Origin of the sequence: Streptomyces kurssanovii, assembly GCF_040677245.1 — a bacterium.
GTDB classification, from domain to species: domain Bacteria; phylum Actinomycetota; class Actinomycetes; order Streptomycetales; family Streptomycetaceae; genus Streptomyces; species Streptomyces kurssanovii.
Window position 1 is genome coordinate 84514 of record NZ_JBFAQK010000020.1, and the last position, 12847, is coordinate 97360.

Annotated in this window: 11 protein-coding genes; 8 read left to right on the forward strand and 3 right to left on the reverse strand. The window is 72.5% G+C overall.

Annotation, left to right across the window (positions count from 1 at the left end):
- From AB0K36_RS16925 to AB0K36_RS16935, 3 genes are all read left to right on the forward strand, one after another.
- Positions 1-489: a PH domain-containing protein gene (locus AB0K36_RS16925; RefSeq protein WP_364594391.1), complete on the forward strand. Its 489-nt coding sequence runs from the start codon at positions 1-3 to the stop codon at positions 487-489.
- A gap of 208 nt (positions 490-697) precedes the next feature.
- Positions 698-2050: a hemolysin family protein gene (locus AB0K36_RS16930; protein ID WP_364594394.1), complete on the forward strand. Its 1353-nt coding sequence runs from the start codon at positions 698-700 to the stop codon at positions 2048-2050.
- A complete protein-coding gene (locus AB0K36_RS16935) occupies positions 2047-3189 on the forward strand; it encodes a hemolysin family protein (protein WP_364594397.1) in 1143 nt (380 codons plus the stop codon). Before AB0K36_RS16930 ends, AB0K36_RS16935 begins: the two co-directional genes overlap by 4 nt.
- Positions 3190-3201: 12 nt before the next feature.
- On the opposite strand, the gene AB0K36_RS16940 is transcribed toward AB0K36_RS16935, so the two are convergent.
- Positions 3202-5097, reverse strand: coding sequence for an AAA family ATPase (locus AB0K36_RS16940; RefSeq protein WP_364594400.1), 1896 nt, complete (start codon positions 5095-5097; stop codon positions 3202-3204).
- A 433-nt stretch (positions 5098-5530) separates the two neighbouring features.
- A complete protein-coding gene (locus AB0K36_RS16945; protein ID WP_364594403.1) occupies positions 5531-6142 on the reverse strand; it encodes a uridine kinase family protein in 612 nt (203 codons plus the stop codon).
- 199 nt (positions 6143-6341) lie between these two features.
- Here AB0K36_RS16945 and AB0K36_RS16950 point away from each other — a divergent pair, with 199 nt between their 5' ends.
- From AB0K36_RS16950 to AB0K36_RS16960, 3 genes are all read left to right on the forward strand, one after another.
- Entirely contained in the window at positions 6342-7718 is a 1377-nt protein-coding gene (locus AB0K36_RS16950; RefSeq protein ID WP_364594406.1) for a C39 family peptidase, read from the forward strand.
- A gap of 150 nt (positions 7719-7868) precedes the next feature.
- Positions 7869-8018 (forward strand): SCO1431 family membrane protein, encoded by a 150-nt coding sequence (locus tag AB0K36_RS16955; RefSeq protein ID WP_364594409.1) that lies wholly within the window; start codon positions 7869-7871, stop codon positions 8016-8018.
- Between the two features lie 243 nt (positions 8019-8261).
- The gene (locus AB0K36_RS16960) at positions 8262-9434 is read left to right on the forward strand and encodes an acyl-CoA dehydrogenase family protein (RefSeq protein WP_364594465.1); all 1173 of its coding nucleotides are present in this window, start codon (positions 8262-8264) and stop codon (positions 9432-9434) included.
- 603 nt (positions 9435-10037) lie between these two features.
- Here AB0K36_RS16960 and AB0K36_RS16970 read toward each other — a convergent pair.
- Positions 10038-10454, reverse strand: coding sequence for a hypothetical protein (locus AB0K36_RS16970; protein WP_364594415.1), 417 nt, complete (start codon positions 10452-10454; stop codon positions 10038-10040).
- A gap of 205 nt (positions 10455-10659) precedes the next feature.
- Here AB0K36_RS16970 and AB0K36_RS16975 point away from each other — a divergent pair, with 205 nt between their 5' ends.
- Together AB0K36_RS16975 and AB0K36_RS16980 are read left to right on the forward strand one after the other, a co-directional pair.
- Positions 10660-11100 (forward strand): Lrp/AsnC family transcriptional regulator, encoded by a 441-nt coding sequence (locus AB0K36_RS16975; protein ID WP_159693926.1) that lies wholly within the window; start codon positions 10660-10662, stop codon positions 11098-11100.
- 80 nt (positions 11101-11180) lie between these two features.
- Positions 11181-12827: an amidohydrolase gene (locus AB0K36_RS16980; protein ID WP_364594418.1), complete on the forward strand. Its 1647-nt coding sequence runs from the start codon at positions 11181-11183 to the stop codon at positions 12825-12827.
- Positions 12828-12847: the final 20 nt, after the last annotated feature.

Here is a 12847-nt window from a genome sequence, read left to right on the forward strand (position 1 = left end):
ATGTCCGCATCTGCTCCGGCGCCTCGGCCGCCCGCGCTCCCGGTCACCTTCAGGCCGACCCGTACCCGGATCGTCCTGCTGACCGTGGGCGTGGCCATGTTCGCCGCCGTCACCACCGTCACCCTGCTCCTCGACAAGCTCAGCCCGCCCGAGCAGGTCAGCTTCATCTTCACGGCCCTGCTCTTCCTCGCGGTCCTCGCCCTGCTGAGCCGGCCGAAGGTCGTCGCCGACGACGACGGGGTCACCGTCGTCAACCTCACCCGTACGCGACGGCTGGCATGGGCGGAGATCCTGCGGGTGAACCTGCGCTCCGGCGACCCCTGGGTCTTCCTCGATCTCAGCGACGGCACAAGCCTGCCGGTGCTGGGCATCCAGCCCGGTATCGCCAGGGCCCGCGCCGTCGAGGACGCCCGCGCCCTGCGGGCCCTCGCAGAGACCCATGGGACCCGGCCGGAGCAACCCGGCGGCACCCGGCCGGACCAACACTGAGGGCAGCGACCGACATTTGGGGCAGCGCCCCTGCCCTCGACAGCCCTGGCTTGATTACTCTGGTGGCGGCGGCGCCGAGTGCGCCCCGCCCCGCATCGCACGGCCCGTCGGCCGGCGGGGCCACCCTGCGACCCGAGGAGTGACTCCCTCCAGCAATGGACGGATCGTCCGGTAGTACCTGCGCCGCCCCCTCTCAGGAGGCGGCGGCATGATCGTCCCGCTTCTGCTGCTCGCCGCAGCATTCCTTCTCATCCTGGCCAACGGCTTCTTCGTGGCCGCCGAGTTCGGACTCGTCACCGTGGAACGCCCGGACGCCGAACGCGCCGCGGCCGAGGGCGACCGCCGGGCCCGGCGCGTCGTCGGCGCGCTGCGCGAGCTGTCCTTCCAGCTCTCCGGCACCCAGCTCGGCATCACCATCACCTCTCTCGTCGTCGGAATGCTCGCGCAGCCCGCGCTCGCCGGGCTGCTCGGCGGACCTCTGACCGCGACCGGGCTGCCCGAAGGCGCCGTGCCGGGTGTGGCGGTGGTCATCGGCATGCTGCTGGCCTCCGCCGTCCAGATGGTGATCGGCGAACTGGTCCCCAAGAACTGGGCGGTGTCCAGGCCGCTCCAGGTGGCCAGGTTCGTGGCAGGCCCGCAGACCGCCTTCTCGTCCGCCTTCCGCCCGGTCATCACCTTGCTGAACGCCGCCGCCAACCGTCTTGTACGGCTGGCGGGCGTGGAGCCCGCCGAGGAGCTGGCCTCCGCGCGCACCCCGGTCGAGCTGATGTCGCTGGCCCGCCATTCGGCGCGGGCCGGCACGCTGGAGCAGGACACCGCGGACCTGTTCGTCCGCACCCTGTCGCTCGGCCACCTCACCGCGCAGCACGTGATGACCCCGCGGGTGAAGGTGAGCGCTCTCCAGTCCGACGCCACCGCGGCGGACGTCCTCAACCTCACCCGGGCCACGGGCCTTTCACGCTTCCCCGTCTACCGGGAGCGCATCGACGAGATCGTGGGCATGGTGCACCTCAAGGACGCCCTCGCCGTGCGCGCGGAGGAACGCCGACGGGTCGGCGTGGAGCGGATCGCCGTCGTCCCGCTGATGGTGCCGGAGACCCTCCCGGTGCAGCAGCTGCTCGAACAGCTGCGCAGCGAGCAGCCCATAGCCGTCGTCGTCGACGAGTACGGCGGCACGGCCGGTGTCGTCACCCTCGAGGACATCATCGAGGAACTGGTCGGCGAGGTCCGTGACGAGCACGACTCCGACTCGGACGCCCGTCCGGAACTGGCGCCCGTCGCCCCGGAGGACGGACGGCCCGCATGGGAGGCCGACGGCAGCTGCCGTGTGCTGACGCTCCGGCGGATAGGCCTCGAGGTGCCCGACGGACCGTACGAGACCCTCGCCGGTCTCGTCGCCGACCTGCTGGGACGCATCCCCGCCCCCGGCGACCGCGCCGAACTCCCCGGCTGGCGACTGTCCGTGCGCCAGGTCGACCGCTACCGCGCGGAACGGGTCCGCCTGGTGCGCACCGCCGACACCGTCACGCAGGACGAGGCCATGACGGGGGCCACCCGGTGAGCGCTCTCCAACTGCTCTTCGCCCTGCTGCTCGTCGTGGCCAACGGATTCTTCGTCGGCGCCGAGTTCGCCCTGGTGTCCGTACGCCGCAGCCAGATCGAGCCGCTCGCCGCGGCCGGCTCCTCGCGGGCCCGACGGGTCCTGCACGGCCTGGAGAACCTGCCGCAGATGATGGCCGCCGCCCAGTTCGGCATCACCGTCTGCTCCCTCACCCTCGGCGCCGTCGCGGAACCGACCGTCGCCCGTCTGCTGGAGCCCGTCTTCCACGCGGCACATGTCCCCGAGGGAATCGTCCATCCGCTCGGCTACGCGATCGCCCTGGCCGTCGTGGTGTTCCTGCACCTCGTCGTCGGCGAGATGCTGCCGAAGAACCTCGCCATGGCGGCGCCCGAGCGCACCGCCCTGTGGCTCAGCCCGGGCCTGGTCGGCTTCGCCCGGCTCTGCCGCCCCGTCACCACCGCGCTCGGCGCCTGCTCCCGGCTGGTGCTGCGGGCCTTCCGGGTCGAACCGAAGGACGAGGTCGAGGCCGTCTTCACCAGCGTGCAGCTGGGCCGGCTCGTCGAGGACGCGGGCCACGCCGGGTTGCTGGCACCCGCGGAGCAGGAACGGCTCGAGGACGCCCTCGAGCTCGGCAGCCGCCCGGTCACCGACGTGCTGATCCCCCGCCCGGCGCTGGTCACGGTCACGCCGTCGGTCACCCCCCGGGAGCTGGAGGAGCTGACCGTACGCACCGGCTACTCGCGCTTCCCGGTCTGCGCGGACGGCGAGAGCCCTTTCATGGGATATCTGCACGTCAAGGATGTCCTCGATCTCGAGGACGGGGAGCGTGCCGTGCCCCAGCACATCTGGCGGCCGATGGCGACCCTGCGCGCCGAACTGCCGCTCGACGACGCGCTCACCGTGATGCGCCGTGCGGCCACCCATCTCGCGCAGGTCGCCGACGCGTCCGGACGGGTGCTGGGACTGGTAGCGATGGAGGACGTACTGGAGATGCTCGTCGGCGAGGTGCGCGACCCTTCCCACCGGGTCGCGGTGCCGGGCACCTCCCGGACCGCCTCCGCCCCGGCCGTGACCACCGGCCCCGCGCCCGCGGTCGCCGGCGCGCGGGACAGCGACGCCGGAGCGCTCGTGAACGGCTGAGCAGCGTACGGATCACCCGAACGGAGGCTCCTGCGGGCCGCGGCCGGCCGGACCGCGGCCCGACAGGACCTCCCCGTACGCCTGCATCAGATCGGGCAGCCGCAGCGTCGACAGGTCCTCGCGGGTCGGCGGACCGGGACAGCCGGACAGCCGCAGATCGCGGTAGGCGCAGCTCTTCTCGTACAGGGTGCGCAGGAAGCGGCCGTTGCCCAGCTCGTCGATCCAGCCCTGGTCGACCACATGGCCGCTGATCGAGCGGAGCTCGTCGCGCGCCTCCTCGTCCCATACGTCGCCGTTGTCGGCGGCCAGCACCCCGCCGATCGCGGTCAGTTCCAGCGGCCGGTACGACGGGAAGTCGACGCGGGTGGTGAAGCGGGACGACAGTCCGGGGTTGGCGGCGAGCAGCCGGTCCATGCCCTCCGGATAGCCGGCCAGGATGACGACGAGGTGGTCGCGGTTGTCCTCGGCGCGCTTGAGCAGCACCTGCAAGGCCTCGTCGCCGTACGCGTCGCCCTTGCTGTAGCCGGAGTTGGACAGGCTGTACGCCTCGTCGACGAAGAGCACGCCCCCGAGCGCCGAGTCGATGAGCTCGTTGGCCTTCACCGCCGTCTGGCCGAGGAACTCCCCGACCAGATCGGACCGTTGGGCCTCCACGAGGTGATCGCCGCCCAGGAGGCCGAGGGCGTAGAAGACCCGGCCGAGGATACGGGCGACGGTCGTCTTGCCCGTCCCCGAGGGGCCGGAGAAGACGAAGTGCCGCTTCGGTGGCTGTACGGGCAGCCCCTGAACGGCCCGCAGCCGGGCCATCTCCAACTGTGCCGACAGCGCCTTCACCTGCCGCTTCACCGGCTCGAGCCCCACCATCCGCTCCAGCTCCGCCAGCGCCTGGGCGAGCAGGTCCGGGTCGGTGGGCCCGGCCGGGAACTGCGGGGGAGAGTACGGCGACGGCGCGGCCGACCTGCGGCGCGGGCCGTCGGCCGGCACGACCGGCGCGGGCCCCGGCACGGTGACCCCGGCGTCGCCGCCGAACCGGGACTCGGGGCCCTGGGCCGTCTCGCCCTCCGCCTGGACGTCCGCCGCGTCACCGCCGTATCCGGCCAGGGACACGGCGGCCAGACCGACGGAGTCGTCGTACACGTCGATCCCGTCGTACTCGGCGATGGCCGCCAGGCGGGCCGCGGTGTCCATGAAGGCCGGATCGATGCGGTGCACCGCGCGGTACAGGGGCAGCGCCGCGGCGCTGCGGCCGGTGCCCTCGTGCGCCCGCGCCAGCCAGTACCGCAGCTCCTTGCGCTGCGGCTGCTCGCTGCGGCAGCGCATCAGGGCGGCGGACAGCAGCGGCTCCGCCTGCCCGTACATTTCCAGCCTCACCCGGGCCATGCCGCCGAAGAGCCCGGCCTCGATGCCCAGCAGCGGGTCGTCGACCAGCGGCTCCGTATGGCGTACGAGCTGCTCCCAGTCCTTGACGAGATAGGCCCGGCAGGCGTGCAGGAAGCGCACCTGCGGATCGGTGTCCACCGGCGGGAGCGCGGCGAGCGCCCGGTCGAGCTCGGGCACATGGCGGCCGTCGAGCCAGTGGGAGGCGTGCGCGAGCAGGAGGTCACGCCCGCTCTCCAGTACCGGCTGCACCCACCAGCCCAGCCAGTACCAGGAGTTGAGGGTGCGGCGGTGACGTGCCCGCTGCTCGCCGAACCGGTCGCGGCCGCGGTACATGTGGATCAGCGCGGTCGAGGTGTCGACCCGCAGCGCGTGCAGCCCGAGCCAGGCGTCGGCCATTCCGGGATCAAGCCGGACGGCGGTGCGGAACTCCTCTTCGGCCTGCGGGTACGCGCCCATGGTGCAGGCGTCCACGCCACGCACCCAGGCCAGGTCCGCCGGCGACCGTGACCCTTGCGTGCCGATGTCCATAGGGTCCCCCCACTCCCCCCTACAAACCGTGCACCAGTGTTGTCGCGCCGGGCGGAGGCCCACGACCGCTGCCGGAACAGCCATGCCACGAGGGGGAGTTGGGCGCCCGCTGTGGCGTGGCAGCCGTCAAAGGCTTCCAGTCGTGCATCGTACCCGCGCACGGGGCGGCGATTAAGAGCGCCACAACGACCCGGTGACGGCGCGGAGATGGTGACCCAGGGTGAGCGGCAACGGCTCACGAGGGGTGAAAGAAGCAGGAAAACGGGCAGAACGAAGCCCCCGATCACGGGGGAACAACCGGGGGCTTCGCGTCTGCGACGGCTTCGGAAAGCCGCACATTGAGAACGTAAGACCTGTACGCCCCGTCGGTCAAGCAGAGTTGAGGCACTCTTGAGACGTAATCCCGACACCTCGGAATGCCGTGGGAAGGCCATTACTGCGAGTGATCGATCGGGTGCGAACCTGCAGTCCCGGCGGGCACCTGGAGCCACTCGTAGCCCGTCGGGCACTCGCGTATCAGGGCATCGGCGAACGGTGCCGAAGGATCGGACAAGAAATGGCGCATCTCCGCCGCTGTCCATCCGTCCCAGAAGCCGGAGAGCGCCGCACCGTCACGGGCTCTGCCGCGTTCCCAGGACTCCTCCGCACCCCGGTCCATCCACAGCAGCGCCGCGAGATACGGACGCAGCGCCCGCCGCCCCGCCCCGACTCCCTCCACCAGGACCAGGGGCGCCGCCGGCAGCACGCGCGGGGCGAGGAGGCGCCGGAGGTTCCAGTCGTACGGGTGATACGCCGCGTCCCGGCCGTGCGCCAAGGGCTCGATCACCTGGTTCAGCATCCGCCCCGTCCAGTCGAACAGCTCCTCGTGGGTGGCCAGATCGTCGAGGTGCAGTACGGGCACGTCCGCGCCGAGCGCGTCGGCGAGCCGGCCGGCGAAGGTGCTCTTGCCCGAGCCCGCGTGACCGTCCACCGCGACCAGGCGCACAGGGCCGCACGAGGGCGGCAGCGCGTGCAGCCGGGCGGCCCGGCGGTCGAGGTCGTCCATGGGGCCACCCTAAGAGGCGGTCGTCCAGCGCGGCAGTCCGGTCCGGTACGGCGCCCCAGGTCACCTCCCTGACCCCGACGGCCGAAGCGCCGGTGGACCAGACCAATATTGCTTCCGCGACGCGAGGCGAATCCCTGGCAGAAGCGAGCCGCGAACCGCGATAGTGGCCCCACTGTCGCGCTCCTGACTTGGGGGTCCCATGGCCAGACCTACTTCGCGCAGAGACGTTCTGGGCGCCGCGCTCGCGGTGGCCGCCACCGCCGGAACCCTGTCCGTCGCCGCCGGGCAGGCGGCCGCCGTGAGCGGTACGGCCGCCGCACCCGCCGCATCCGCCAGGCGCCCGCAGCCGCTCGTCGACAATCGCTTCTGGTCCTCGTACACGGACTGGCGCTGCGGCGACCGCGCCGGGACGAAGGCCGTCGCCGGCCTCCGCCCGGGCGTGGTGATCGCCCGGCCCGCCGGCACCGCCGACTACACCGACCCGCACACCGGCACGACCGCGAGCTGGGAGTACGCGACCTGGACCTCGCCGGTGCACCGCTCACGCGTGCCCGCCACCGAGGCCATCGCCTCCTGGAACGCGGACACCCCCGCCGGGACATGGCTCCAGGTGGAGCTGAGCGGGCAGTACTCGGACGGCACGGCGACGCCCTGGTTCGTGATGGGCCGCTGGGCCGCCGGCGACCAGGACATCCGCCGGACGTCGGTGGACGACCAGGGCGACGGCCGGGCGAGCATCTGGACGGACACGTTCTCCGTCGACGACGCCGCGAGCGGGCTGCGCCTGGACTCGTACCGGCTGCGGCTCACCCTCTACCGCCGGCCGGGGACCTCCCTCACACCCACCGTGTGGCGGCTGGGCGCGATGACCTCCGACATCCCGGACCGCTTCGGCGTACCGGCGTCGGAGCCGGGCCTCGCCCGCGAGCTGATCGTGCCGAGGTACTCCCAGAACACGCACGTGGGCCAGTACCCGGAGTACGACAACGGCGGCGAGGCATGGTGCAGCCCCACGTCGTCGCAGATGATCATCGAGTACTGGGGCCGGAGGCCGACGGCCGACGATCTGGCGTGGGTCGACCCCGCGTTCGCCGATCCGCAGGTCTGTCACGCCGCCCGTTTCACCTTCGACCACCAGTACGAAGGCTGCGGCAACTGGCCTTTCAACGCAGCCTATGCCGCTACCTACCGCGACATGAGCGCCGTCGTCACCCGGCTGACCTCGCTGACCGATCTGGAGACGCTGATCGCCGCCGGCATCCCGGCCATAACGTCCCAGTCGTTCCTGAAGGAGGAGTTGACAGGGGCCGGCTACGGCACCGCCGGCCACCTCATGACAGTGATCGGCTTCACCGCCGACGGTGATGTGATCGCCAACGACCCGGCCTCCCCGACCAACGAGGCGGTGCGCCGCGTCTACCGCCGTGCCGAGTGGGAGAAGATCTGGCTCCGTACCAAGCGCTACAACGCGAGCGGGAAAGTGGTCTCCGGCACAGGAGGCGTCTGCTACCTGTACTGGCCCGCGCACCCGACAGCCGCCCAGCGTGCGGCTCTGGCGGCCGTCGGCGTCCACTGACGCACCGCGCGGCCCCCGGCGGCAGTGACGAACGTCTCTACCCCGGGGGCCGCGGTCGCTGGCACTGTTGTGTGGCCAGGGTCTGCCGCCCGAAACGGACGAAAGACCCCCAGGGGGAGCCATCTGCCGGACGACCGAACGAGACGCACCATGACCTCGAACGCAGCAACCGCCGACCGCACCCTGCCGACGACCCGCACCGGCGGCCCGGACGACGGACCCGACGTCCTCGAGCACGTCCTCGGCTGGACGCTCGTCGTGGTCCTGGCCATGCTCATCACCCAGGTCGGCCTGATCTAGCTCCGGGACGCCCGCCGGCAACGCCCCCACCTCCCGGGAACCGCCCCGCGGGCTGCGGCTTTCGCCCCCGGCACACCCGTGACGCCCGCCTTCCGATCGGGCATACTCATGCGCGCCACAAGCCGCCATGCAGCCTCTTTCGTGATCCGGAAGGGCACCATCGGCCTGGCAGAACAACCGGCGGCGCGCCCACACCCTTCGCGCGTGACCGCCGCAGCGCCCGACAGGGAGGAGAGCGCCGCCATGCCCGACCGCGCACCGCAGCCGGTGGACCGTCAGCTGCCCACCGAGGAGGCCAGGGATCTGATCACCCTGGTCCGCGACATCGTCCAGCGGGAGATCGCCCCGCGCGCGGCCGAGGAGGAGGACGCCGGACACTTCCCGCGCGAGGTCTTCTCGCTGCTGTCCGAATCAGGACTGCTCGGCCTTCCCTACGACTCCGAGTTCGGCGGCGGGGACCAGCCGTACGAGGTCTATCTCCAGGTCCTCGAGGAGCTCGCGGCGGCCCGCCTCACCGTCGGTCTCGGCGTGAGCGTCCATTCCCTGTCCTGCCACGCGCTGGCCGGATACGGCACCAAGGAGCAGCAGGGCGAGCACCTGCCCGCGATGCTCGGCGGCGGTCTGCTCGGCGCCTACTGCCTCTCCGAGCCCGCCTCCGGGTCCGACGCCGCGTCGCTGCGCACCAAGGCGGTCCGGGACGGCGACGACTGGGTCATCACCGGGACGAAGGCCTGGATCACCCATGGCGGCGTCGCCGACTTCTACACGGTCCTCGCCCGCACCGGCGTGGAAGGCCCGCGCGGCATCACCGCGTTCCTGGTGCCCGGGGACGCGCCGGGGCTGAACCCCGCGGTACCCGAGAAGAAGATGGGCATGAAGGGATCGCCCACCGCCCAGCTCCACTTCGACGGTGTCCGGATCCCCGACGCGCGCCGCATCGGCGAGGAGGGCCAGGGCTTCGCCATCGCGCTGTCCGCCCTCGACTCGGGCCGTCTCGGCATCGCCGCCTGTGCCATCGGTGTCGCGCAGGCCGCGCTGGACGAGGCGCTCGGCTACGCCACCGGACGCAAGCAGTTCGGGCGCCCCATCGCCGACTTCCAGGGCCTGCGCTTCATGCTCGCGGACATGGCCACCCGGATCGAGGCGGGGCGCGCGCTGTACCTCGCCGCTGCCCGGCTGAGGGACGCGGGACAGCCGTTCTCCCGGCAGGCCGCCATGGCGAAGCTGTTCTGCACGGACGCGGCGATGAGCGTCACCACCGACGCCGTCCAGGTCCTCGGTGGCTACGGCTACACGCTGGACTTCCCGGTGGAGCGCTACATGCGCGAGGCCAAGGTGCTGCAGATCGTCGAGGGGACGAACCAGATCCAGCGGATGGTCATCGCCCGCCACCTGGCCGGCCCTGAGACGCGCTGACCCGCGCGCTCTGTGCCGGTGGCGCCGCGAGTCTGACCCACTCGGGGTCGCGGCGCCCCGGCAGCGTTCTGCCCCGGCTCGCCCACAGTTGGAGAAGCTCACGGTAGATGGGCGGATCGGCCGGGTGCGGAACCGATTCTTCACGAACGGGCACGACGAGGCGCCGACGGCCTTGCGTGGTCGGGGGGTGCAGGCTCATGCCCGGCCAACGCGCCACGCGCGGAAGCGGTTACCGCCAGGACTATTCGAGCGCCAGTGCAGGGGCTACACGGTCGCCGACCGCGGCGCGAAGCGCTGCGTGGTCACGTTCCTACGGCACCGGAAGCACGTCCGGGCCCCGGCACACGTCTGCGGTCGTGTTCGTCGGCACCGGGAGCGCGTGCGGCGCCCCGGGCACACGTGCGGATCGTGTTTCATCGGCCGGAGCGCGGGCGGCCCCGGCACATGTCTGCGGTCGTGTTCATCGACGCCGGGGGCACGTGCGGCCCCCGGGGCGCGTGGCGGTCACGCCCGGTGTCCGGCGCGGGCCGTCACGCTCCTTGTCCGGCGTGTCCGTCACACCCGCGGTCCGGGGAGCGCGTCGGGCTCCCCGGGGCACGTCGTTCAGGCGGCCCGCCGCATCGGCGGCACCTTCAGCGGCCGCGAGCCGGGGCCACCGACGTGCGAGAACGGCTGGGTACGCCAGTCCAGGCCCTGCGGCAGCGTCAGCAGGAGCGCGGTGTCCTGCTCCTGGACCTCCAGCGTCTCGTCGGCGGGACGGGCGAGGGAGGCGTCCCGGCCGGTGCCCGAGCAGACCGTCAGCCCGAACGGGTTCCACGGGGTGGGGCACAGCGCGTGCTCCGGCAGGACGTCCTCGTCCGCCAGCAGCGCGATCGGCTGAGCGCAGTCCGGGCAGATCACCCGGTACATCTCGAAGGTGTCGTACGCGTCCAGGACGTCCGTCTCCGCCGGCTCGGCCGGATCAACAGGCTCCGGTTCGGTACGTCCGGACTTGGAAGACACAGTCTTGACACTCTGCATGGAGAATCTCCCCCTTGGATGGGCCGACCAGGCATGTGCGGCCTCGACCACAGCAAGCAATGCCCACCGTGCAGGTCGGGTAACCGTGGGGTCACGGCGCATCGGCCGGGCAAACCTGTGGCGTTGGTCACATGGGGGCCTCTGGTGCCCGTCCGGACGCTCCGGGACTGTGCCGGAAGCGATCCAGGGCCATAGGTTGATCCGCATGGAGGAGCTGGATCGTCAGATCGTGGACCTGCTCGTCAAGGACGGGCGGATGAGCTACACCGACCTGGGCAAGGCCACCGGCCTGTCCACATCGGCGGTGCACCAGCGCGTCCGCCGCCTCGAGCAGCGGGGCGTCATCCGCGGCTACGCGGCGGTCGTCGACCCGGAGGCCGTCGGGCTGCCGCTCACCGCGTTCATCTCGGTGAAGCCGTTCGACCCCAGCGCTCCCGACGACATCGCGGACCGGCTCGCCGGCGTGCCCGAGATCGAGGCCTGCCACAGCGTCGCCGGCGACGAGAACTACATCCTCAAGGTGCGCGTCTCGACCCCCCTCGAACTGGAGCACCTGCTCACCCGCATCCGCTCGCTCTCCGGCGTCTCCACCCGCACGACGGTCGTCCTCTCCACCCCGTACGAGGCCCGCCCGCCGCGGATCTGACACCCGGTGGTCCACGGGCAGCGGCCAACGGACCACCGGCCCGGTACGGGGCGTGCCCACCGGCTCTCTAGGCTTGCCCCATGACCGAGAGCACCGCCCCCCAGAGCGAACACCGCACCGTGCTGCTGCGCGGTGGAGAAGTCCACAGCCCCGCCGACCCCTTCGCCACCGCGATGGTCGTCGAGAAGGGACACGTCGCCTGGGTGGGCTCGGAAGGCGCCGCCGACGCCTTCGCCACCGGTGTCGACGAAGTGGTCGACCTCGAAGGGGCCCTGGTCACCCCCGCGTTCACCGACGCCCACGTGCACACCACCTCGACCGGCCTCGCCCTCACCGGCCTCGACCTGTCAGGTGCGGCCTCGCTCGCCGAGGCCCTCCGCCTCGTACGGGAGTACGGCGCCGCCCACCCCGCCGCCGGCCAGGTCCTCCTCGGGCACGGCTGGGACGCGACGCGCTGGCCCGAGCGGCGGCCCCCGAGCCGCGCGGAACTCGACGAGGCGGCCGGCGGACGACCGTTGTACCTGCCGCGGGTCGACGTCCACTCGGCGGTGGTCACCACCGCGTTGCTGGATCTCGTCCCCGGCGTCACCGGTCTGGCCGGCTTCCACCCCGACGCCCCGCTGACCGCGGCGGCCCACCACGCCGTGCGCGCCGCCGCGCACGCGGCCGTCACCCCCGCCCAACGGCGGGCGGCGCAGCGGGAAGCGCTCTCCCGCGCCGCGTCCCTCGGCATCGGCAGCATCCACGAGTGCGCGGGCCCCGAGATCTCCGACGAGGCCGACTTCACCTCCCTGCTCGCGCTCTCCCGCGCGGAGCCGGGACCCCGGGTCGTGGGCTACTGGGCAGAGCAGGTCGCCGACGAGAAGGACGCCCTGCGCATCCGCGAACTCGGCGCCTCCGGCGCGGCAGGGGACCTGTTCGTCGACGGCTCCCTCGGCTCGCACACCGCCTGCCTGCACGCCCCGTACGCCGACGCCCCGGCCACCAGCGGCAGCGCGCATCTCGACGCGGGGGCCGTCGCCGCCCATGTGACCGCCTGCACCCGGGCCGGGCTGCAGGCCGGGTTCCACGCCATCGGCGACGCCGCCCTGAGCGCGGTCGTCGACGGTGTGCGTGCGGCGGCCGACCTGCTCGGGCTCGAGCGGGTCCGTGCCGCGAGGCACCGGATCGAGCACGCCGAGATGCTCACCCCGGAAACCATCGCCGCCTTCGCCGAGTTCGGGCTCACCGCATCCGTCCAGCCCGCCTTCGACGCGGCCTGGGGCGGCGAGGACGGCATGTACGCCGAGCGTCTGGGTGCCGAGCGGGCCCGTACCCTCAACCCCTACGCGGCGCTGCTGCGCGCCGGGGTGCCGCTCGCCTTCGGCTCCGACAGCCCGGTGACCCCCCTCGACCCGTGGGGCACGGTACGGGCCGCCGCCTTCCACCGGACGCCCGAGCACCGCATCTCCGTACGGGCCGCCTTCACGGCCCATACCCGTGGCGGCTGGCGTGCCGTCGGCCACGACGACGCCGGTGTGCTCGTGCCGGGCGCCCCGGCCGACTACGCGGTCTGGCGGACCGGGGCACTGATCGTCCAGGCGCCCGACGACCGGGTCGCCCGCTGGTCCACCGACCCGCGCTCCGGCACGCCCGGCCTGCCCGACCTCGGCCCCGGCGCCGAACTGCCCGTTTGCGTGCGGACAGTGGTGGGCGGACGAACAGTCTTCGAGGGACCGAACGGGTGACGTAAGGACATTTCGCACCG

Coding starts and splice junctions, on each gene's coding strand:
- AB0K36_RS16930 (WP_364594394.1), top strand. CDS start 698: ATGATCGTCCCGCTTCTGCTGCTCGCCGCAGCATTCCTTCTCATCCTG.
- AB0K36_RS16945 (WP_364594403.1), bottom strand. CDS start 6,142: ATGGACGACCTCGACCGCCGGGCCGCCCGGCTGCACGCGCTGCCGCCC.
- AB0K36_RS16975 (WP_159693926.1), top strand. CDS start 10,660: ATGGAGGAGCTGGATCGTCAGATCGTGGACCTGCTCGTCAAGGACGGG.
- AB0K36_RS16980 (WP_364594418.1), top strand. CDS start 11,181: ATGACCGAGAGCACCGCCCCCCAGAGCGAACACCGCACCGTGCTGCTG.
- AB0K36_RS16940 (WP_364594400.1), bottom strand. CDS start 5,097: ATGGACATCGGCACGCAAGGGTCACGGTCGCCGGCGGACCTGGCCTGG.
- AB0K36_RS16970 (WP_364594415.1), bottom strand. CDS start 10,454: ATGCAGAGTGTCAAGACTGTGTCTTCCAAGTCCGGACGTACCGAACCG.
- AB0K36_RS16950 (WP_364594406.1), top strand. CDS start 6,342: ATGGCCAGACCTACTTCGCGCAGAGACGTTCTGGGCGCCGCGCTCGCG.
- AB0K36_RS16960 (WP_364594465.1), top strand. CDS start 8,262: ATGCCCGACCGCGCACCGCAGCCGGTGGACCGTCAGCTGCCCACCGAG.
- AB0K36_RS16925 (WP_364594391.1), top strand. CDS start 1: ATGTCCGCATCTGCTCCGGCGCCTCGGCCGCCCGCGCTCCCGGTCACC.
- AB0K36_RS16955 (WP_364594409.1), top strand. CDS start 7,869: ATGACCTCGAACGCAGCAACCGCCGACCGCACCCTGCCGACGACCCGC.